Here is a 21811-nt window from a genome sequence, read left to right as displayed (position 1 = left end):
CCGGCGTCTACCCAAGGACGTTCCATCCCCGGAAAACCCGACATCCAAGAAACTCTCTGGTGAGCGGATTTCCCTTTATTGTGTCCACAAAATTAGACAGGCTTGTCCAATTCGTCAATCACCGCTATATAGATTTTTATGAAGCCGAGCGTTTCTCCTGACACTTTCCCGCCACGCAGCCACGAGGCCAAGCGCATATCGGTGGTCGGGGCTGCTGCTTCAGTTTTCTGCCGGGAAGGCTATGCCGGCGCCAATATCGACCTGATCGCGGCCGAGGCGGGCGTTTCGCGCCAGACCATTTATAATCATCATCGCGACAAGGAGAAGCTCTTCATGGCCGTGGTGCGCGACCTGACCGAGCGCTGCAACGCCGGCATCTTCGCCACCATCGCCACCTTCCCCGACCAGCCCGCCGATCTCGAGGCCGACCTGATCGCCTTCGCGGTGCGCATGAACCGCAACTGCATCTGCAACCGAGATGGCCGGTTCCTTCGCAAGTTGATTCAGGCCGAGGGCGAGCGCTATCCGGAACTCTTTGCCGAATGGCGAGAACAGGGGCCGGGCCGCACCTGGTCGGCGCTTGCCGCCCGCTTCGCCCGCCTTGCCTATGCCGGTCATCTCGCGATCGACGATCCCGACGTGGCGGCACGCCAATTCCTCGCGCTCGTCAATGCCGAATTGCAGATAACCTTCATGCTCGGGGGCACGCCGACGGACGACGAGGTGCTCCAATCCGCCACTCATGGCGTGCGCACGTTCCTCGCTGCCTTTGGCCTGCCGAAAGTGGCAGCCGTCAGGAAGGCCGCCCTCGCCCACGCTTGAGGGAATCAATTAACCGCGTCCCCCCTTGGCCTGAACGCTTCGCGCCTATATCCGGTTTACGCCGCGCCCAAGCTTGATTACAGCTATGGGGACGATTCAACGGAACCCGACCACCACATGGCCGACGACCACATCCGCTACGACATTCTCGCCCAGGAGGCATTGCGCGGCGTCATGCGTAAGGTTCTGGCGGAAGTCGCACGCACCGGCCTTCCGGGCAATCATCATTTCTTCATCACCTTCCTGACCGGCGCCCCTGGCGTGCGCATATCTTCGCGGTTGCGGGAGCGATATCCGGAGCAGATGACCATCGTCATTCAGTTCCAGTACTGGGATCTCAAAGTGACGGACACCGGCTTCGAGGTCGGCCTCTCCTTCTCCGACGTTCCGGAAAGGCTGGAGATTCCGTTTTCCGCCGTGCGCGGCTTCTATGATCCGTCGGTCAACTTCGAGCTTGAGTTTGACGTCAGGTCGGAAGGAAGCGCTGAGGACGAGGCTCCCACGCCGCCCGAGCCGGTCGCCGTGGTTGCTGAAAAGAAGCCGGAAACGAAGAAGAAGGCCGCCGAGGCCGAGAAGAAGACGGCCGTCGCCGATCCGGGCGGCAAGAGCGCCGACGTGGTTTCGCTCGACGCCTTTCGCAAGAAGTGAACGGACGGGCTGCGCAATGGGCGACGTCGTCAACCTTCGCCAAGCCCGCAAGCAGAAAGCGCGGATCGAGAAAGAACGCCAAGCCGGCCGGAACAGGACGCTGCATGGCCGCTCCAAGGCCGAGCGCGAACGTGACCGGCTGACTTCAGACAGAGTCGAAAAGTTCATGGACGGCCATCGCCGCGAAAAGCCCGGCGATCCCGGCGAACGCTGAGCACCTCGAATGGCTGCGGTCGAAAAACGCTCGGTGACGATCCGAGGCCACCGCACCAGCTTCTCTCTGGAGCAGCCGTTCTACGACGATCTTGTCGCCATCGCGGGGGCGCGTTCGATCTCGCTGGCAGCGCTTGTAGCCGAAATCGACGAAACGAGAACGCGCGACGCCAATCTCTCCTCCGCGCTGCGGCTTTATGTGCTGGCCTGGGCAAAGCGCGGGGGCAAGCCGCCTTGAGCAGCTCTAACATGTCTCCCGAAAGAGGGAACGGTTTCGGGACAAAGAGATGCGTAGAATCAAAAACCTAAAGCGCATGGAGCGAATCTGAAAGATCGTGCGCCTTACACTGGATCGCCGGCGCTCTGTCGCGCCTTGCGCTTGGCTCCGAAGCTGAGCAACGCTGAGCGCTCGCGCTCTTCAGCCTGCTTCTTCGAGCGCACCCGCATGAGGTCCTTCCAGCCGACATAGCCGACCAGCCGCTGCTCATCGCGCGAGACGACCGGCAGATGCGAGACATTGGCCAGGAGCAGCTTGTCGGACAATCCTTCGAGATATTCGTCGGGATAAGCGAGCGTGACCTTGCTGCCGGTAAGCAGTTCGCCGAGGGTCGTCTTGCGGTGCTTGCCGGCGCGGCGCCAGCGCAGGATCGCCGGCGGGTCGATGAGGCCGAGCACATGCCCGTCCTGGTTGATGACCGGGAAGCTCGGGTGCCTGGTGTGCGGCGCGGTCAGGAACGCCGCCGCGCCATGCAGCGTCATGGTCGACGGCACGCTCTCGACCTCGGTCGTCATCACTTCGCGCACCCTGGTCAGCGCGAAAGGATCGACCCGATACTCGCGGACGAGGTGATGCCCGCGCCGCGCCACCTTTTCGGTTAGGATCGAGCGCTTCATCAGCAGAACGGTGACGGCATGGGCGGTCGCGCAAGCCGCGATCAGCGGCACCAGCATATGAGTGTTGCCGGTGAGTTCGACCGCGAAGAACGTCGCGGTGAGGGGCGCGCGCATGGTGCCGCCCATGGTCGCTGCCATCGCGAGCAGCGGCCAGAAGCCCGGCGTCGCTTCCGGCAGGATGCCGGCAAGCACTGCTCCCATCGCGCCGCCCATGATCAGCAGCGGCGCCAGCACGCCGCCCGATGTTCCAGAACCCAATGCCACCGACCAGATGATGGCCTTCACCACGAGCAGCAGGAGTGCGGCGCCCGCGACGATACGGCCATCCAGCATGTTGACGATGTTGTCGTAGCCGACGCCGAGCGCCTGCGGTTCGATCAGCCCGCCGATGCCGACCACCAGGCCGCCGATCATCGGCCACCACATCCAGTGGATCGGCAGTTTTTGAAACGCATCCTCGCAGGCATAGACCATCTGCGTCAGCAAGCCCGAAAGAAGGCCGGCGGCGATGCCGATCAGCACCCAGCCGCCCAACCCGGCGACCGAAGCTTCCATGCTGCCCGCAAACGGAAAAATCGGCCCCGGCAGGTGCAGCAAGGTGCGCTCTACTTCTGCGATGATCGCCGCCACGGCGACAGGAATAAAACTGCGCGGCGTCCATTCGAACAGGAGCAGTTCGACGGCGAGCATGATGGCGGCGATCGGCGTCCCGAACACGGTCGTCATGCCGGCTGCAGCACCCGCCACCAGCAGCGTCTTGCGCTCATTGTCGCTGACCGGGAGCATCTGCGCGATCAGCGAACCGATGGCGCCACCGGTCATGATGATCGGGCCCTCGGCGCCGAACGGTCCACCCGAGCCGATCGAGATCGCCGACGACAGCGGCTTCAGCACCGCCACCTTGGCATCGAGACGAGAGCGGCCGAGCAGGATTGCCTCGATGGCTTCGGGAATGCCATGGCCGCGGATCTTCTCGCTGCCGAAACGAGCCATCAACCCGATAATCAGCGCGCCGATCACCGGGACGATCACGGCGCCATAGCCGAGCGGGGTGTCCTCAAGCCTGAGTTCGGCCAGACTGAACTGGCCGAAATAGGCAATGTTTGTGGAGAGCCGGATGAGCTTCAACAGCACGATGCCGGCGAACAGCCCGGCGGTCGCGACCACGACCGCTATGGCGGCGATGACGAGCACCCGCGCATCGGTGGTGAAGTCGCGAAGATGGCCGTTTCCGGCGTGAGACGTTTTCATTTCGGGAGCCTGAGCTTTCTGGCGGCGCAAGTGCCGTCCGGTTGTCGGCCGGCTTCATATCGTAATACGATATAATTCTTCAAGGCTGTTTTCGACCATCGCTCCGCGTCATTTTGGACAAGGATCGCGCCAGGCCCTGGCCTTCATAAGAGTTGAGCTTTGGCGCAAAAGAGCCATAAGTCGGGGTATGACGCATTCGCAAAAGCCGCGCCCCTCGATCAGCCAGGCCGAATACCAGCGGCTGTCGGAGTTCCGCTATCTAATCCGCCGCTTTCTGGAATTCAGCCAGCTTCAGGCGAATGAGGCCGGGCTCACGCCCCGCCAGCACCAGGCGCTGCTGGCGATCAAGGGTTACCCCAGTGGCGGGCCGGTGACGGTCGGCGATCTGGCCGAGCGGTTGCGCATCCGCCATCACAGTGCGGTCGAACTGGTCAACCGGCTTTGCGAGGCCGGTCTTGTTACGCGCGATCAGGACAAGGCCGACAATCGCCGCGTGCTGTTGCAGCTCACCCCCCTTGCCGACGACCGTCTTGCCGATTTGTCGGCCGCGCATCTCGACGAGCTTTCGCGCATCGAGCCCATGTTGCGGCGCCTGCTCTCTCGCCGGGAGCAGCCCTGAGCGCCATGGCCGGGAGGCGGCGAACGCCGCAGCCGTCCGAAGCGACCGCCGTCATCCGCCGTCCAGCGACTTCAGCAGATTCTCGATCGTGAATGGATTGGCATTGGGTTTCGGGAGCACTGGAGCGGAATCGTCGTTGACGCCGGGAAGCGAGCGGTCGACCTTCGGCTTCTGCTCAGCGGCCTTGCGCTCGGCTTCAAGCCTGGCCTGCTCGGCCTTCTTGCGATCCGCCGCGGCCTGGGCTTTCGCGGCCTCGTCGGCGGCCCCCTTGGCCTTCGCTTCTTCCTCCGCTCTGGCTTTGGCTTCGGCTTCTGCCTTTGCCTGCGCCTCGGCCTGAGCCTTGGCTTCAGCTTCTGCCTTGGCCCTCGCCTCTTCCTCCGCCCTGGCTTTGGCTTCGGCTTCTGCCCTTGCCTGCGCCTCCGCCTCTGCTTGAGCCTTGGCTTCAGCCTCCGCCCTGGCCCTCGCTTCTTGCTCGGCCTTGGCTTGCGCTTCGGCTTCTGCCTTTGCCTGCGCCTCGGCCTCGGCCTTGGCCTTGGCTTCAGCCTCGGCCTTCTGCCGCGCCTCTTCTTCCTGCCGGCGCAGTTCCTCCGCCGCCCGCTCGCGCTCGGTTTGCAGTGCCGCGTAATAGCGCGCCTCGCGCCGCAGCCTCTGCTTCTCGAGCAGCGACGCCTGCATTGCCTCGACGCGCTGCTGTTCCTTCTCCAGAGCACGCTGCGTCAGGAACTGCGCCAGCGGCTCGCTGTCGAACTGACGCGCCGTTGCGCCCAGCGGTCCGGCAACGCTGAAATTCATCGACGGCTCTGATCCCACCATCGCCTCGTCGCCGGCCCGGTAGTGGATCGTGCCGTTGGCTGTGACACTGCCGCCAACGAGGTCGGCGGTAACGTCGGCCGACAACGTTGCAGCCGGATTGTCGAGGCTGATCGGCGGCGCTCGCAGAACACCGCCGGCTACGGTGAAAGCGATCTCCGCGTCGCCTGCGGCGAAATTGCCGTCCCCGACGATCTGCGGCGCGAAACCGGCGGTCCTGGCCGCGTCCATGTCGCGGCCGATGACGTCGGCCTTGGCGATGATGGCGGCAAAGGCATCGGGATTGATGCCGGCGATGTGCAGCCCTTTCAGCGCTGCGGTGCCCGACCCGGACAAGGCGGCGATCATCGCATCGACCGACTTGCCGCTGGTCGACAGCGAGGCCGAAATGTCGGCGGCTCCGTTGATCCCGGTCTCAGGCAAGACCGCGGAGAGATCACCGCCGGCGAGTTTCATCTGCCCCGAAAACAGCCCGGTCCCGTCGGTGTTCTTCAGTTCGAACAGGCCGGTCAGTTCGCCGCCATAGAGTTTGGCCTTAAGATCCGAGACACGGATGCCTTCGCTGTCGAGCTTGAGGGTCAATGAGGCGTCGCGGGCCATGGCGAACGGTCCGGCGGCAAGGGCTGCCGTGTCGAGATCGAGATCGGCGCTGAACGGCAGGCTGGACTTCTGGCTGAAAGGCGCTGCCGGCCAGCCGCCCTTGGCGGCCATGAAAGACTGATCGCCGAACAGGGAAACCGCCAGAGGATCGAGATCAAGCTCATCGAGCGCCAGAGCGCCAGCCAGATGCGGCAACCCGTCCTTGACGTCGACATTCACATCGCCGGAAACCGCCGACTTGTTGATGGAGCCGTTGAGGCTGCTCAGCACCAGCAGCCCGTTGGCGAAATCGGCATCGGCCGCAAGCGATGTCGAGGTTCCGGTCCCCATGCCGGGCAGGCCGATGCCGGTCGTCATCAGCCAAGGCTCGATATCGGCGGCGTCAAGGCTGACCTTGCCCTTGGCGATTGCGCCTTGCGGCGGGTCCGCGATAGTGCCCAGGAAGCCGACCCTGAAGTCGTCGGCCGTCAGGCTGAAGCTGGTCGCCAGGCCACCGCCCAGCGTGCCCTTCGCCGACAAATCGGTGGTTGCCTGGCCGAGCATGCCGAGCGGCAGCGCCGGCAGGCCGTAGAGCGCCAGCAACGTCGTGGCGTTCGCATTCCTGGCGTTGAAAGTGAGCGCGACCGGCGCATCGAGCAGCCGGTCCGCGGTTCCCTTGCCGGACAACGAAGCCGAAAAGGCGGACCCGCCGGCCTTGCCTTGTGCGCTCAAGGCCAGCCCGGTCGTGCCATCGCCATTGTCGGCGGCGCTCGTCAGCAGATCGATACGGGCATCCTGGAACAGTTCGGGGTAGGCCGCCGCCCTGGCCGCCAGGCCCTTCAGCACTGCATTGCCGGGATAGTGTTGCGCCGCTACGTCGATCAGCGGCTTCAGGTCCACCGCCACAACCGAAGCGTCGAGCTTCCCGGTGGGGCTTTCCGGAAAATCCTTGACCCGGCCGGTGGCGCTGATCGATGCCCCGGCAAGCCCGCCGACCGAAAGCCTGTCGATCTCGAGCAGCCCTTGGCGCAGCCGCAGCGCCGTATCCACGGTGTCGGCCGTCAGCCCGCCGGCGCTGACCGGGCCCGCCCTGATCTGGAAATCGAGGTCGCGGTCCGAGAAGCGGTTGGCCCCCTTGTCGCTGACGAAGATCGAGGCGAAGGCCGCCAGCCCGTCGACGTCCAGGTCGCCGCCTTCCAGCCGCATCAGCACAGAGGGCCTTGCACCGTCGGGCTGGCTGGAATCGATGCTGCCCGAGAATCTCGCCTTGCCGAGAACCAGTTCGAGATCGCTGAAGGTCTGCCGGTTTTCGCTGAGGTCGACTTTGGCATGGAACCCCGCCGCCGGCAGCCGCCGGATCGCATCGTCAACGTCCTTCGACAGCCAGGCGGCAAAGCCGGACGGTTGCCCGACGGCAAGCAGCAGCGAGCCCTCAAAGCCAAAATGATCCTCGACGCTCAGCATGCCGTCCGCCTCCAGCGTCGCCCGGCCCGGCAGCGTCGCCGCAAGCGACTTCACCGACCAGCCACCCTCGACCGGCTCGGCCGACAGCCGCACATCGCGGACCGTGGTGTCGCCCGCCACCACCGCCGGCAGCCTGACCTCGACGGTGCCGGGTATGGTCGGCTTCGGCATGTGCAGCAGCGTTTGCTCGAGGCCCGCCATGCGCTGGTCGAGCGTCAGCCCGGTTCCGGCCGCTGCCCCCACCGCCTCGTCGAACTGGACCTGCGCGCCGCTCGCCTCAATCGAAAAGCGCGGCTTTGGACCAAGATCGACGGAAGCCTTGCCGTCGGCGGTATAGGGATTGTCGAGCGGACCGGTTTCGAAACGGAATTCGTCGATTCCGAGCTTTTGGTGATTGAGCGCGAATTTGCCGTTGATGCGAAAGCCCGGGTCCGGCTTGCCGGCGCTGACCTTGACCGGCTCGCCATCGGTGCCGCGTAGTTCGGCCGTGTTGCCGTCGGTGCCAGTGTTGTCGGAACTCGTGATCTTGAACTGGCCGGAATAGGCCGCCGCGCCCTTGACGATGCCGGCATTGCCATCGCTCTCGACGACCATCGGGTAGCCAGCTGGGTTGGCCTTCAGCCGCAGTCGCATCCGGCCGTCTGCCTCCACCTTGCCGGTGGAGGCGCTGACTTGCGCGCCCAATCCGTCGAAGCGCAGCGAGCCGTCCATTCGCCATGGCCCGGCAAGCGACTTCGCCGAAACGGCCGCGTTGATCTCGGAGATCAGATGACTGCGTCCGCCGGCGGCATGGCGCAGCTCGATCTGCCCTTCGGTCACCGTCAGCTTCTCGATCGCGATCTGGCCGGGATCGAAAGGCGTCGAGGGCCGTATCGCCCAGTCGACCGTGCCGTCGGCGGCGACATCTATGGTCCCTTTCGGATGCACCAGCCGCATGTCGAAGATCAGCAGCTCGCCGCGCAGAAACGGCGCGAGCTCGGCATCCATCGAGAAGGTCTCGACCGTCATGGCCGGCTGGCCCCCAGGACCGCCGGCAACCTCGACATTGGAAAACGTCACCGAAGGGAATGGCAGAAGCCGAGCCGTCGCGTCGCCTTTCACCGTCACCTTGCGGCCGAGAATGACGCTCGCCTCGCGCTCGAAATCGGCGCGGTAGCTGGTCCAGTCGATGAAATAAGGCACCACCAGCGCCGCGCACAGCACCAGCACGAAAAGTCCACCGAAGATCACGAACAGACGAGCGAGCATCGGCTCCAATGCGTCGGGTTAAGTCAGCCGCACTCTACCTGCATCCGCGTGTCGATAAAGAGGCAATTCGGCGGGGTCGGCGGGCAAACCGTGGGCGTCCCTGTGGCGGTCCAGAAGATATTGCAGCGATGCGTCTAGCGGGTCGCCGAACGCTTGCGACCAAACGGCAGCGCGATGAAGCACAAGCGAAACCGCTGATCAACCGCGTCGCAGAAGCCGTGTGAAAAATCCAGTTGGTTTGACGCGGTCCGCCGAAACATTGTGACCGATGATCTCCATCAAGGCCGTCAGTATCGCCCCCCTGCGAAGGCTCACCGCGAAATCTTTGGCGACAAATTCAAGCGTTGAATCGTGAAATGTCAGGATGAAATGCCGGTAGCCTGAGAACAGCTCAGGCATGTGCGACGGGTGAACCCGGTTTGCTTTTTCGAGGGATCCTATCCACGAGGAATTTCGGACTTCGAACGCGGAATACGGCTGCAGCCCAAGTCCGTAGAGACGATGACCGCTCAAGGCTTCGTCATTCGGCGGCCCGAATTGAACGGCGAGATAGGGATCTGCCGTCAGGATCGCGACGGACTGACCGCGGGTCGAAGGCGAAACAGAACGCGCATTCGTGCCGTCGAATCCCCGATCTGGGACGCTGACGATATAGGCGATCAACAGCCGCCCTTCAACCGCGAAAACATGCGGCAATGGAGCGCCTGCCGAGGATAGCGGCAGGTCGATCGGCGCCAGATTTTCCGCCTCTGACATCTCTATTGACGGGCTCCCGGCAATATCTTGCCCGGGTTCATGATGTTGAACGGGTCGAGCGCCTGCTTGATCGTGCGCATGACGTCGACGCCATGGCCGAGTTCGTGGCGCAGGAAGCCGATCTTGCCCTGGCCGACGCCGTGCTCGCCGGTGCAGGTCCCTTCCATGGCGATCGCCCGCATGTTCAGCCTGGCGACGAATTTTTCCGCCAGCGCGATTTCTTCCGGGCTGTCGGTATCCATCAGCACCAGCACATGGAAATTGCCGTCGCCGGCATGGCCGACGATCGGCGCGATCAGGCCCATTTCGGCAATGTCGGCTTCGGTCTCGGTCACGCATTCGGCCAGCCGCGAGATCGGCACGCAGACATCCGTCGACAGCCCCTTGGCGCCGGGACGCAGCGTCAGCGATGACCAGTAGGCATCGTGCCGCGCCTTCCACAGCTTCGTCCGCTCCTCGGCGACGCTGGTCCACAAGAACGATCCGCCGCCTTGCTCTTCGGCGATCATGCCGAATGTTTCGGCCTGCTCGGCAACCCCGGCGTCGCTGCCGTGGAACTCCACGAACAGGCACGGGCTTTCTGGATAGTCGAGCTTCGAATAGGCCTTCATGGCACGCATCTGCAGCGCATTGACCAGCTCGATGCGCGCCACCGGAATGCCCATCTGGATGGTCGCGATCACCGTGTTACAGGCCGCCTCCAGGCTTGGGAACGGACAGACGCCGCCGGAGATCGCCTGCGGAATGCCCTGCAGCCGAAGCGTGAGCGAGGTGATGATGCCGAGCGTGCCTTCGGAGCCGACCAGAAGCCGCGTCAAATCATAGCCCGCCGAGCTTTTCTTCGCCCGCTTGCCTGTGGTCACCGCCTCGCCGTCGGCCATGACGGCGGTCAGCGACAGAACGTTCTCGCGCATCGTGCCGTAACGCACGGCGTTGGTGCCGGAGGCGCGCGTCGCCGCCATGCCGCCAAGGGAAGCGTTGGCGCCAGGATCTATGGGAAAGAACAGGCCGGTGTCGCGCAAATGCCGGTTGAGATCCTCGCGCGTCACGCCGGGCTCGACCGTGCAGTCGAGGTCCTGCGGATTGACCGCGAGGATGCGGTTCATGCGCGAGGTATCGACCGAGACGCCGCCGCCCGGCGCATTGGTGTGGCCCTCGAGCGACGAACCGATGCCGAAGGGGATGACCGGCACGCGATGCGCCGCGCAGGCGCGCACGATTTCCTGCACCTCCGGAGTCGTCTCGACGAAGACCACTCCGTCCGGCGCCTGGGTCGGGATATAGGTCGTGGTGTGAGCATGCTGGCTGCGGATCGCCTCCCCGGTCTGAAAGCGCTCGCCGAACTGCTGCTTCAGGATGCCGAGCACCGCGGCGATGCCCTCCTCATTGCGCTCGACAGGATTGAGGTCGCTCAAAGCCATGGATTCCTCCGCGAATGGACCAGTGCCAACGCTTGTCATGAAGCTATGGATGATGCCTAAAGCAATTCCAGGAAAAGTGTGAAGCGGTTTTCCGTCCGGAATTGCCGCATAACAACGCAACTCAAGGAAAAGTGTGAAGCGGTTTCCGTGCGGAATTGCGCAGAACGACGAGAACCTCACCAGTTAGGCCCTGTCCAGCGACAATCAAGGAAGACCAGATGACGATCCCTGCCCCGTTCATTTCGCGAGCCATGGACATCGAGAAGGACTGGATCGACTACAACGGCCATCTCAACATGGCCTATTACAACGTGCTGTTCGACCGCTGCTCGGACGAGGCCTTCGAATTGATGGGCATGGGGCCGAATTACGCCAAGGAGCGCCGCCTCACCATCTACACCGCGGAGGTCCATGTCTGCTACGTGCAGGAGTTGCATCTCGACCACAAGGTCAAGGTCTCGTTCCAGCTCATCGACCACGACGAGAAGCGGTTGCGGGCCTATCAGGAAATCCGCCATGTCGACGGCTGGCTGGCCGCAACGTCCGAATCGCTCTCGCTGCATGTCGACATGTCGGGGCCGAAAGTCGCTCCCTTCCCGGCCGACGTGCTCGCCCGGATCGAAGCCATGCGCGCAGCCCATGCGGCGCTGCCGATGCCGGAGCGGGCCGGCCGCTCGATCGGCATCAAACGCAAGAGCGCTTGAAGGCCCCCGGCGCCCGCGTTAACCTTACCGAGGTTTTAACGTGAACAAGCCGATCGGGGCGTTGAGCGACTCAGCGGGGCGTTCGAGAAGGGACCTGATCGGGTTTGCGCGGGCGGCAGGGCGGAAATGCGGTTCGAGGAAAGTGCATGAAAACCGACATCAAGGTCGAGGTGGAGCGGCTGGCGGCCGATCCGCGCATCACCGACTATGATTTCTGGCGATCGCTCAAGAACGTCAACAACGAGATCTTCCACATTGCCAACAACAACGAGCCGATTCCCTTCGAGATGATCCGCTGGCGTGCGATCCTGAAACAGGCCCGCATGAAGCGCGGTCACGCCTGAATTCTTTTAACCCTCCTTCAGAATGCCCAGCGGCGAGCGCGGCTCGACCGGCGACGACTGTATGATCGCGGTGTTAGTCATCGCATAGGGAATGATCCTGTCGATCACCCGCTCGAGGTCCGTGACCGAGCCGACATGCGCCAGCGCGATGAAGCAGTCCTCGCCGGCCACCCGGTCGCATTGCGCGATTTCCGGCAGCTCGCGGATGATCTCCGTCACGATCGAGAGCTGCCCCGGTACCGGCCTGATCCTGAGCCAGGCCGAGAGCTTCATGCCGAGCGCCGCCGGATTGATCCTTACCGTATAGGCTTCGATCACGCCGCTCTCCTGGAGCTTGCGGATGCGCTCGGCCACGCTCGGCGCCGAGAGCCCCACGGCCCGCGCCAACTCGGCCGTGCTGGTCCGTGCATCCTTTTCCAGGAGCCGCAGGATCTTCAGATCCGCGCGGTCCAGATCGGTGTTTTCATTTCGAAGGCGTTTCAGGAAAACTAACTTTCTTCGATGCAGGATTAGGGTGGAGGAGCCTTTCATGACCCATATGATCGGCAGTTCTACCTGCGATAATGATCGCATGAAACCGCAAGGGCAAGTGCCCGCCGCAAACGTTATCACCCGCGAGGGGGATGCCCCGCGTCCCGCCCGCAGCGGTTGGTCCGATGCGCTGCCGCCGCATGTCTGGTTCTGCGTCAGTGCCGTGTTCCACTATCTCGGGCCGGCCTTCGCCGTGCTGCTTTTCGCCCAGGTCGGCGTGCTCGGCATGGCTTGGCTGCGCATAGCCACTGCCGCGCTCGTTTTCATGCCGTTGACGAAGCCATGGAGAGTGTTCGCTCACGCCGACCGCTCAGCACGCCTCCTCCTGCTGGCCTTCGGCGCCTGCCTGGCGGTGATGAACTGCTCCTTCTATCTGGCGCTCGACCGCTTGCCGATCTCGCTGGTCGCCGCGATCGAATTCGTCGGCACGATCGGTGTGGCGCTTGTCGGGTTGAGAAGCCAACGCAACTTTCTGGCACTCACCATCGCCGTCGCCGGAACCTTGCTGCTGATCGACGTCAAATGGTCGAGCGATCCGGTCGGCCTGTTTTGGGCCTTCCTCAACGGCGCACTCTTTGTCGCCTACATCGTCATCGGCCATCGCCTCGCCCAGACCGGTACCGGCATCGCCGGCCTCGGCGCGGCCATGGCAATCGCTTTCCTGGTCGTGTTCCCCATCGGGTTCAGCGAGGCGCTGCCGGCCTTCTCGGCCCCGCAGTTGCTGTTCGCCGCCGTTGGCGTCGGCGTCTGCTCCTCGGTCATCCCCTATATCTGCGACCAGCTCGCCATGGCGCAGCTGCCGCGGGCGAGCTTCGCGCTCATGCTCTCGCTGTTGCCGCTCACCGCGACCCTGATCGGCGTTCTCGTGCTCAGGCAGGTTCCCAGCCTCATCGAGTGTCTGGGCATCATGCTGGTGGTGACAGGCGTCGCCGTTCACAAACCATTGCAGGCGTAGTTCGCCGGCTTGCCCGTCAGGCGAGCTTCTCCTTCAGGAAGGCGATCGTGCGCGCCCAGGCCAGGTCCGCCGCCTTCTTGTCATAGCGCGCGGCCGAGGTATCGTTGTTGAAAGCGTGATTGACGCCTTCATAGACATGGAGCGTGTATTCGACATGCGCGGCATCGAGCGCCTTCTTATAGGCGTCGATGCCGGCGTCGATGCGCTCGTCCAGTCCGGCATAATGCAGGAGCAGCGCCGCCTTTATCTTGGGCACATCCTCGGCCTTGGGCTGCATGCCATAATAGGCGACGCCGGCGCTGAGGTCCGGCGCATTGACGGCCAGCGCATTCACCGCGCCGCCGCCCCAGCAAAAGCCGATCGCGCCGACCTTGCCGTTGCCGTCTTTGTCGCCCTTCAGATAGGCGACGGTCGCAACGCCATCGGCCGTTACCTGCTTGGCGTCGAGCTTGGTGAACAAGTCGCGGGCCTTGTCCTCGTCGGCAGGCGTGCCGCCAAGCGGCGACAGGAAATCCGGCGCCAGCGCGACGAAACCTTCCAACGCCACGCGCCGTGCGACATCGCGCATATGCGGATTGAGGCCACGGTTCTCGTGGACGACGATGACCGTGCCCAGCCTTCCAGACTGGCCCGCCGGCTTGACCAGATATCCCTTCATCTCGCCGCTGCTGCCGGGATAGGTGATGTCCTGCCCCTTAACGCGCGGATCGTTGTCCGCCACGATCGCCGCCTGCGCCGAATTCGCTGCCAGCATCGGCGCGATCGCGGCGGCCGCCGCGCCCGACCCCGCCAGCTTCGTCAGTTGCTCCATGAAACGGCGCCGGTCGAGCGTCAGATGGGTGTATTCGTCATAGGCGTCGATCATGGCCTGGGTGATGACGGGCTTGGCGACGGGTTCGGTCATGGCTCTCCTCGGCTTTTGCACGGCTTCGTGCGCAAGATAGGGTCGACGCACGCATGGTCCAGACGATGATGAGCATGCTGGGGCTCATCACGTTTTGGTCATTTCCGAAAGCCTTGTTGGTGCTGTCACAATGGGACGGGAAGCTGCCACATGCGCGGTCCGATCGGCGACGAAAGGAGAAGCTCCATGAACGTCCAGGACATCGTCAACACGGTTTCACAAAAGGCAGGCCTCGACCAGGCGACTACGGAAAAGGTCGTGGGCACTATTTTTTCCGTTCTCGAATACGAAGCCGAAGGCACCAGCGTTTCGTCTTTCTTCGACAAGATCCCTGGCGCCGGCGCGCTGGCGCAGCAATATGATGTGATGGCCGCTGGTGCGGCCGGTTCGGGCGGCGGCCTGCTGTCGTCGCTGCAGGGCGCGCTTGGCGGCGTGCTCGGCGAAAAGGCCGGTGCGCTCATCAACGGCGTCGCCGCGCTCAAGGCATCCGGGCTCGACATGGCGCAGATCCGCCAGGCCGGCGAAACATTGATCAAGCAGGCCGAAGCAGCCGCCGGACCCGATCTCACCAACCAGGTCCTCGGCCAGGTGCCCAGCCTCAGGGGCCATCTCGGCCTCTGATGTAGCCTACTGCGGCAGTGAATAAGCCATCACGTAGTCGCCAGGCTTGGTGCCGACCGAGCCGTGGCCGCCGGCGACGATGACGACGAACTGGCGACCGTCGGCGACCGTGTAGGTCATCGGCGTCGACTGCCCGCCCGCCGGCAACCTTGCCTTCCAGAGCTGTCGCCCGCTGGTGAGGTCATAGGCGCGCAGGAAATCGTCGACCGTTGCGCCTAGGAAAGCGACGCCGCCGGCGGTGATCATAGGTCCGCCAATGCCCGGCACGCCGACCTTGAACGGCAGTGGCAGCGGCGTCATGTCGTAGACGGTGCCGTTGCGATGCTTGTAGGCGATGTTTCCGGTCCTCAGGTCGACGCCGGCGACGTAGCCCCAGGGCGGCGCCTGGCACGGAATGCCGAGCGGCGACAGGAACGGCCCCATGACCACGGCGTAAGGCGCACCCTCGTTGCGGTTGAGCCCCTGTTCGCTGCCCTTGGCGTTGTCGCCCGGCGGGGGGACCTCCGCGCGCGGAATGAGCTTCGAGGTGAAGGCGAGATAGGTCGGCATGCCGAACATCACCTGCCGCAGCGGATCCACCGCGACACCGCCCCAGTTGAAGACGCCGAAATTGCCGGGATAGACCAGCGAGCCTTGCAGCGAGGGCGGCGTGTAGCGCCCCTCGTAGCGCAATTTCTTGAGCTCGATCCGGCACGCCAGCTGGTCGAACATGGTGATGCCCCACATGTCGGCCCCTGTCAGCGCCTTCGGGTTGAAGGAGAGATCGGATGCAGGCTGCGTCGGGGAGGTGTGGTCGCCCTCGATCGCACCGCCCGGCGCCGGCACTTCCTTTACCGGCACGATCGGCTCGCCGCTGCGCCGGTCGAGCACATAGATGTCGCCCTGCTTGGTCGGCCCGACCAGTGCCGGCACCTCGCCGCTCTGCGTCGTGATGTCGACCAGTATCGGCTGCGCCGGAACGTCCATGTCCCACAAATCGTGATGCACGGTCTGCCGCACCCAGCGCAATTGTCCTGTGTTGAGGTCGAGCGCCGTGATCGAGGAGGAGAATTTCTCGACATTGGCGCTGCGGCCCATGCCGAGCTGGTCGGGAGTCTGGTTGCCGAGCGGCACGTAGAGCAGGCCGAGCTTCTCGTCGGCACTCGGCGTCGACCACATGTTGGGCGAGTTGTTGGTGTAGTCTTGCCCTGCCGGCAGCGGGGCCGTCTGGTCCGGGTTGCCGGAATCCCAGTTCCACAGCAAAGCGCCGGTGCCGGCGTCATAGGCGCGGATGACGCCCGACGGCTCCTCCGTCGAATAATTGTCATTGACCGCGCCGCCGACGATGATCTTGCCGGCGACAATCAGCGGCGCCGATGTCGAATAGTAGTAGCCCGACTTCGGATAGGGCATGTTGGCCATCAGATTCAGCGTGCCGCCTTCGGCGAAGGACGGGCACACCTGGCCGTTCGCCGCGTCGAGCGCGATCAGCCGCGCATCGGACGTCGGCAGATAGATACGGCTTGCGCAAGGCTGCCCCGCCGCGATCTTGGGGTCGGCGTAGTAGGATACGCCGCGGCAGGTCTGGTGCTGCCGGTTGGGATCGAGCTTGATCTTCGGATCGTAGCGCCATTTCTCCTTGCCGGTCGCCGCATCGACGGCGATGGCGAAATTGTGCGGCGTGCAGATGAACAGCACATCGCCGATCTTGAGCGGCGTCACCTGGTAGGTCGTTTCGCCGATGTCGTCGGGACCTTTCACATCGCCGGTGCGATAGGTCCAGGCCGGCTGCAGCCTGGCGACGTTGTCAGGCGTGATCTGGTCGAGCGGCGAATAGCGCTGGCCGAACGGCGTGCGCCCGTAGAAGTGCCATTCGCCCGCCGGCATATCGCCGCCGAGATTGGCCGTCGGCGTCACCTTGTCTGTGCCGAGCGTTCCGCCGATATCCTTGGGGTCGGCGGTCATCGAATAGCCGGCAACCGCCAGCGATGCGAGCACCGCCAGGATGAGCGGCGCGCGTCCGTCCGGACCGGTGAAGCCCCGTCTTGCCCAAGGCGTCAGCAGCCACAGCGCGATGAGGACGATGACGCCGCCGCGCGGGCCGAGCTGCCACCAGTCGAAACCGGTTTCCCACACCGCCCAGCAAAGCGTGGCGAGCACGATCGCCGCGTAGAGCCACAGCCCTGCCGAGCTGCGCCGGAAAATGAGCCAGGCGGTGACCACGAAGGCGAGCCCGGCGATCAGGTAATACCAGCTGCCGCCCAGCGTCACGAGCCAAATGCCGCCACCGCCAACCGCCAGGCCGATGAGGAGAAGGACGACGGAGGTGAAGGTGACAGCCAAGATGATACTCCTTCGACTGTTTGCGCGCCTGCGGCGGCACGCCAGCAACGGCGCCGTCCCTGCCCAGCCGGCAGCTTTCTCTCGCAAGCTACGGCTGTCAAGCTGGCGTGGGACAAGGAGAAATAGAACAAAACGGAGACACTTCTAGCCTTTCGCTCCCGAATCACTACATTCGGGGTGATGCCCGGCTTTTCGGAAGATATGCCCTTCTTCGACGAACCGAATGCGCGGCCCGCGGCCCCGTCCGGCATTGCCGCGCGCGCCATGGCCGCCCGCAGCGCGCAGAATCGCGCGCCCGACTATCTCAACGGCCTCAATCCCGAGCAGCGGCTGGCGGTCGAAACCACCGAAGGTCCCGTGCTGGTGCTGGCCGGCGCCGGCACCGGCAAGACGCGCGTCCTGACCACGCGCATCGCCCACATTCTCAACACCAAAAAGGCCTGGCCCTCAGAAATTCTGGCCGTCACCTTCACCAACAAGGCCGCCCGCGAGATGAAGCAGCGCATTGGACTGCTGATCGGCGACGAGAATGTCGAGGGCATGCCCTGGCTCGGCACTTTCCACTCGATCGGCGTCAAGCTGCTGCGCCGCCATGCCGAGCTTGCCGGGCTGAAGTCCGATTTCACCATCCTCGACACCGACGACGTGGTGCGGTTGATCAAGCAGATCATCCAGGCCGAAGGGCTGGACGACAAGCGCTGGCCGGCCAAGCAGTTCGCCCAGATGATCGACAACTGGAAGAACAAGGGTCTCGGCCCCGACGAGATTGCGGAAGGCGATGCACGCAGCTTCGGCAACGGCAAGGGCCGCCAGCTCTACAGGGCCTATCAGGAACGGCTGCAGACGCTGAATTCCTGCGACTTCGGCGATCTGCTCTATCACCCGATCCGCATCTTCCGCGCCTATCCGGACGTGCTGAAGGACTATCACCGCAAGTTCAAATACATCCTGGTCGACGAGTACCAGGACACCAACACCGCGCAGTACATGTGGCTGCGCCTGCTGGCGCAAAGGCCAGGAACTTCGAGAAATGGGACTCCGGGCGGCCGCACACCGGGCGCTACGAAGTCGACTATCGATAGAACAGAGGGCGGTCACTACAGACCACCCGTTCCCGAAGAGGAACCGTTAGCCCGCAGCGATGAGTGGGATATTTCGGCCGAAGGCCGCAAGCCCGACCGGGCGTCCGAGCCGTTGCGAGGCCCCCGCAGAGGGCCCGCGCCGGCAGGCGCGGAACAGCCCGTGAGCGTAAATATCTGCTGCGTCGGCGACGACGACCAGTCGATCTATGGCTGGCGCGGCGCCGAGGTTGACAACATCCTGCGCTTCGACAAGGATTTCCCTGGCGCCACCATCATCCGGCTGGAGCGCAACTACCGCTCGACCGCGCACATACTGGGCGCCGCCTCCCACCTCATCGCCCACAATGAGGGCCGCTTCGGCAAGACGCTGTTCACCGACCGCAACGATCCCGAGGACGACAAGGTCCATGTCCATGCGGCCTGGGATTCGGAGGAAGAGGCGCGTGCCATCGGCGAGACCATCGAGGCCTATCAGCGCCCCGATAGAGAAGGCAATCGGCACAACCTCAACGACATGGCGATCCTGGTCCGCGCGTCCTTCCAGATGCGCGCCTTCGAAGAGCGCTTCATCACGCTCGGCTTGAGCTACCGCGTCATCGGCGGCCCGCGCTTCTACGAGCGCCTGGAAATCCGCGATGCGCTGGCCTTCTTCCGCGTCGTCGCCAACAGCGGTGACGACCTCGCCTTCGAGCGCATCGTCAACGTCCCGAAGCGCGGCCTCGGCGAGGCCACCATCCGCCAGATGCACGACACGGCGCGTGCCATGCGCATCCCGATGCTGGAGGCGGCCGCAACACTCGCCGAAAGCGACGAGCTGAAGCCGAAGCCGCGTGCGGCGCTGCGTGAGGTCGCAGCCAATTTCGAGCGCTGGCAAAAGGCGCTGGAAACGACGCCGCATACCGAACTCGCCGAGACCATCCTCGAGGAGAGCGGCTACACCGACATGTGGAAGAACGACCGCTCGGCCGAGGCGCCCGGGCGGCTGGAAAACCTCAAGGAGCTGATCCGCTCCATGGAGGAGTACGAGTCGCTGCGCGCCTTCCTCGAGCATGTCGCGCTGGTGATGGAGGCTGAGCAGGGCGAGTCGCTCGATGCGGTGTCGATCATGACGCTGCATTCGGCCAAGGGCCTCGAATTCGAGACCGTCTTCCTCCCCGGCTGGGAGGAAGGCCTGTTTCCGCACCAGCGCGCGCTGGACGAGGGCGGCCGCTCCGGGCTGGAGGAAGAACGGCGGCTTGCCTATGTCGGCCTGACGCGGGCGAAGAAGAACCTGCACATCTGGTTCGTCTCCAACCGCTTGATCCATGGGCTGTGGCAATCGACGATCCCGTCGCGCTTTCTCGACGAATTGCCGGAAACCCATGTCGATGTCGCCGACAGCGGCAGCAGCTACGGCGGTTATGGCAACCCTTACGGCGGCGGCTCTTTCGCCTCCGGCCGCGGCGGCGGCCGGCAAAATCCCTATGGCGCCTCGCGTTTCGACAATATCGGCACCGAGAAATCGGGCAGCTTCTCCAACACTTATGCGACCCCCGGCTGGCAGCGCGCGCAGGCGAACCGCACCGAGGCGACCGACCGCAACTGGGGCACGCGCTCCGGCCACCAGGTCGAACGCATCGGCTATGGCGAAACAGACTCCGGCTATGGCGCCGGCCGCACCAGCGTCAAGGGCCGCACCATCGAGGGCGAACTGGTGGCCAAATCGGTGGCCGACACCCCGTCCCCTTTCAAGCTCGGTGACCGCGTCTTCCACCAGAAATTCGGCAACGGCAACATCGCGGCCATCGACGGCAACAAGCTGACCATCGACTTCGACAAAGCCGGCCAGAAACGCGTGCTGGACGGTTTCGTCACCGGGGTCTGAGCTGCCCTGCCGCGCAAGTATCCGCCGACACCCGTCGCCTTCCATTAACATCAGCAACCCGCAGCCTCTGTCACGCAACCATCATGTTGGCGTCCTACACCGCTAGTCCTGGGTCTTCAGCGGCCCTCGAAGGCGGGCTCCACCTGCCCTTCAAACCAACCGTTATTGAAGGGGACATGAATCATGAAGACCCTGCGTCCGTCTGGGTATTGGCTGATCGCCGCAACGCTCGCTGCTTCCGCTGTTTCACATCCCGCGCTCGCCGACGGCACCGCTTACGTCAACAAGGGCCTCGTCGGCGTCGGCCGCATTCCGGCCAGCCAGAAGGATAAGTTCGGCGAGACCTTCGGCTCCGGCTCCGGCATGGCGATCGACACCAGGTCCTGGACGCGTGATGGCGCGACCTACAAAGGCTCGCTCTGGCTGCTGCCGGACCGCGGTTACAACGTCGTCGGCACCACCGACTACCGGCCGCGCCTCAACACGATCTCGATCGAGCTTGCCCCGACCGCGTCGGGCGCGGCACCCGCGGCTGGACAAGAACAGTCGGGCGTCAAGCCGACGGTCGCCGACACCATCCTCCTGACCGACGACAAGGGAGTGGACGCCACCGGCCTCGATCCGTTGAACGGCGTGCGTGCAGCCGCGGGCGACATGCCGATGCTGCCGCAGGCCGACAACGGCAAACTGGCCCTGGACGACGAGGCGATCGTGCGGCTGCCCGACGGCACCATGTTCATCTCCGACGAGTACGGTCCCAACATCTACCGCTTCTCGGCCGACGGCCACCTGATGTCGGCGACGCAACCGCCGGCCGCCCTGGTGCCGACGCGCCATGGCAAGCCGAACTTCGCTTCCGACAATCCTGGCGCGGGCGCCGCCGAGCCTGACCCGAAGGACCCCGACACCGGCCGCCAGAACAACCAGGGCCTCGAAGGCATGTCGATGACACCCGATGGCAAGTTCCTGATCGCCGTGCTGCAATCGGCGACCCGCCAGGATGGCGGCGATTCCGGCTCGACCCGCCAGAACACCCGTGCGCTGGTCTATGATACTTCCGACCTCGCCCACCTCAAGCTGGCGCACGAATATGTCGTGCCGCTGCCGGTGTTCAAGGACGCCAAAGGCAAGACCAAGGTGGCCGCGCAGAGCGAGATCGTGGCGCTGTCCGACAACAGCTTCCTGATGCTGGCGCGCGACAGCGGCAACGGCCAGGGCGTGAAGGGCGACGAGTCGATCTATCGCAAGATCGACATTGTCGATCTATCGGGAGCGACCGACATCGCCAACGGCCCGTTCGATGCCGCCGACAAGCCGGTGGCTGCGAAGGGCGTGCTCGATCCGTCGGTGACACCGGCCAAGCTCACCACATTTATTGACATCAATGACAAGGCCGAACTCGGCCGTTTCGGCCTGCATAATGGTGCGCCGAACGACAGGAACAACCTCTCGGAGAAGTGGGAGGCGATGTCGCTGGTCAGCGTGCTCGATCCGAAGCTGCCCGACGATTATTTCCTGTTCGTCGCCAATGACAACGACTTCCTGACCCAGGACGGTTTCCAGGTCGGCGCGGCCTACAAGGCCGAGGATGGCGCCGATGTCGACACCACTTTCCTGGTCTATCAGGTCACCCTGCCCGGCCTGTCGGGAAACAGCCTCGCCGCGAACTGACCCAATGGGGTATCATTTGGCCCAGCCCTGCGAGAAATTCATGGATGTCAGGCCTGCGATAGCATCGCGGGCCTGATCCATTTTGGGT

General features: G+C 64.2%; 18 protein-coding genes. 11 read left to right on the top strand and 7 right to left on the bottom strand.

Going from position 1 to position 21811, the window contains the following annotated elements; genetic code table 11:
- The first annotated feature begins 138 nt into the window (after positions 1 to 138).
- From EJ074_RS26380 to EJ074_RS26365, 4 genes are all read left to right on the top strand, one after another.
- Positions 139 to 822 (top strand): TetR/AcrR family transcriptional regulator, encoded by a 684-nt coding sequence (locus tag EJ074_RS26380; protein WP_095808139.1) that lies wholly within the window; start codon positions 139 to 141, stop codon positions 820 to 822.
- Positions 823 to 939: 117 nt separating this feature from the next.
- Entirely contained in the window at positions 940 to 1470 is a 531-nt protein-coding gene (locus tag EJ074_RS26375) for an SspB family protein (RefSeq protein ID WP_095808140.1), read from the top strand.
- 16 nt (positions 1471 to 1486) lie between these two features.
- Positions 1487 to 1684: a DUF4169 family protein gene (locus EJ074_RS26370; protein ID WP_095808141.1), complete on the top strand. Its 198-nt coding sequence runs from the start codon at positions 1487 to 1489 to the stop codon at positions 1682 to 1684.
- 9 nt (positions 1685 to 1693) lie between these two features.
- Positions 1694 to 1921, top strand: coding sequence for a ribbon-helix-helix domain-containing protein (locus EJ074_RS26365; RefSeq protein ID WP_095808142.1), 228 nt, complete (start codon positions 1694 to 1696; stop codon positions 1919 to 1921).
- A 104-nt stretch (positions 1922 to 2025) separates the two neighbouring features.
- Here the strand turns inward: EJ074_RS26365 and EJ074_RS26360 are convergent, their stop codons facing one another.
- Positions 2026 to 3828 (bottom strand): chloride channel protein, encoded by a 1803-nt coding sequence (locus tag EJ074_RS26360; protein ID WP_095808143.1) that lies wholly within the window; start codon positions 3826 to 3828, stop codon positions 2026 to 2028.
- A gap of 187 nt (positions 3829 to 4015) precedes the next feature.
- On the opposite strand from EJ074_RS26360, the gene EJ074_RS26355 reads away from it, so the two are divergent.
- Positions 4016 to 4447, top strand: coding sequence for a helix-turn-helix domain-containing protein (locus tag EJ074_RS26355; RefSeq protein WP_095808144.1), 432 nt, complete (start codon positions 4016 to 4018; stop codon positions 4445 to 4447).
- A gap of 51 nt (positions 4448 to 4498) precedes the next feature.
- On the opposite strand, the gene EJ074_RS26350 is transcribed toward EJ074_RS26355, so the two are convergent.
- From EJ074_RS26350 to EJ074_RS26340, 3 genes are all read right to left on the bottom strand, one after another.
- Positions 4499 to 8548, bottom strand: coding sequence for an AsmA-like C-terminal region-containing protein (locus EJ074_RS26350; RefSeq protein ID WP_095808145.1), 4050 nt, complete (start codon positions 8546 to 8548; stop codon positions 4499 to 4501).
- A gap of 198 nt (positions 8549 to 8746) precedes the next feature.
- Positions 8747 to 9304: a hypothetical protein gene (locus tag EJ074_RS26345; RefSeq protein ID WP_095808146.1), complete on the bottom strand. Its 558-nt coding sequence runs from the start codon at positions 9302 to 9304 to the stop codon at positions 8747 to 8749.
- A gap of 2 nt (positions 9305 to 9306) precedes the next feature.
- Complete coding sequence (locus tag EJ074_RS26340) at positions 9307 to 10725, bottom strand: FAD-linked oxidase C-terminal domain-containing protein (protein WP_129553872.1); 1419 nt, start codon at positions 10723 to 10725, stop codon at positions 9307 to 9309.
- Between the two features lie 218 nt (positions 10726 to 10943).
- Between EJ074_RS26340 and EJ074_RS26335 the strand changes: the two genes are divergently transcribed.
- Both EJ074_RS26335 and EJ074_RS26330 read left to right on the top strand, forming a co-directional pair.
- Positions 10944 to 11429: a thioesterase family protein gene (locus EJ074_RS26335; protein WP_095808147.1), complete on the top strand. Its 486-nt coding sequence runs from the start codon at positions 10944 to 10946 to the stop codon at positions 11427 to 11429.
- Positions 11430 to 11575: 146 nt separating this feature from the next.
- Complete coding sequence (locus EJ074_RS26330; RefSeq protein ID WP_095808148.1) at positions 11576 to 11773, top strand: hypothetical protein; 198 nt, start codon at positions 11576 to 11578, stop codon at positions 11771 to 11773.
- Positions 11774 to 11779: 6 nt separating this feature from the next.
- Here EJ074_RS26330 and EJ074_RS26325 read toward each other — a convergent pair whose 3' ends face one another.
- Positions 11780 to 12256 (bottom strand): Lrp/AsnC family transcriptional regulator, encoded by a 477-nt coding sequence (locus tag EJ074_RS26325; protein WP_095808247.1) that lies wholly within the window; start codon positions 12254 to 12256, stop codon positions 11780 to 11782.
- 178 nt (positions 12257 to 12434) lie between these two features.
- Here EJ074_RS26325 and EJ074_RS26320 point away from each other — a divergent pair, with 178 nt between their 5' ends.
- Positions 12435 to 13259, top strand: coding sequence for a DMT family transporter (locus EJ074_RS26320; RefSeq protein WP_095808248.1), 825 nt, complete (start codon positions 12435 to 12437; stop codon positions 13257 to 13259).
- A 16-nt stretch (positions 13260 to 13275) separates the two neighbouring features.
- On the opposite strand, the gene EJ074_RS26315 is transcribed toward EJ074_RS26320, so the two are convergent.
- Entirely contained in the window at positions 13276 to 14163 is an 888-nt protein-coding gene (locus tag EJ074_RS26315; RefSeq protein ID WP_095808149.1) for a dienelactone hydrolase family protein, read from the bottom strand.
- 186 nt (positions 14164 to 14349) lie between these two features.
- Here EJ074_RS26315 and EJ074_RS26310 point away from each other — a divergent pair, with 186 nt between their 5' ends.
- Positions 14350 to 14784, top strand: coding sequence for a hypothetical protein (locus tag EJ074_RS26310; RefSeq protein ID WP_095808249.1), 435 nt, complete (start codon positions 14350 to 14352; stop codon positions 14782 to 14784).
- Positions 14785 to 14790: 6 nt separating this feature from the next.
- Here the strand turns inward: EJ074_RS26310 and EJ074_RS26305 are convergent, their stop codons facing one another.
- Positions 14791 to 17106, bottom strand: a complete 2316-nt coding sequence (locus EJ074_RS26305; RefSeq protein ID WP_095808150.1) for a glucose/quinate/shikimate family membrane-bound PQQ-dependent dehydrogenase — start codon at positions 17104 to 17106, stop codon at positions 14791 to 14793.
- Positions 17107 to 17286: 180 nt separating this feature from the next.
- Between EJ074_RS26305 and EJ074_RS26300 the strand changes: the two genes are divergently transcribed.
- Positions 17287 to 20052 carry a UvrD-helicase domain-containing protein gene (locus tag EJ074_RS26300; RefSeq protein ID WP_129553871.1) on the top strand — a complete coding sequence of 922 codons (2766 nt, stop codon included), beginning with the start codon at positions 17287 to 17289 and terminating at the stop codon, positions 20050 to 20052.
- A gap of 183 nt (positions 20053 to 20235) precedes the next feature.
- Positions 20236 to 21723: an esterase-like activity of phytase family protein gene (locus EJ074_RS26295; protein WP_129553870.1), complete on the top strand. Its 1488-nt coding sequence runs from the start codon at positions 20236 to 20238 to the stop codon at positions 21721 to 21723.
- The last annotated feature ends 88 nt before the right edge of the window (positions 21724 to 21811 follow it).

It is taken from the genome of Mesorhizobium sp. M3A.F.Ca.ET.080.04.2.1 (genome assembly GCF_003952525.1).
GTDB lineage: Bacteria > Pseudomonadota > Alphaproteobacteria > Rhizobiales > Rhizobiaceae > Mesorhizobium.
Note: the sequence above shows the minus strand (reverse complement) of the source record. Positions and strands in the feature narration are given on the sequence as shown.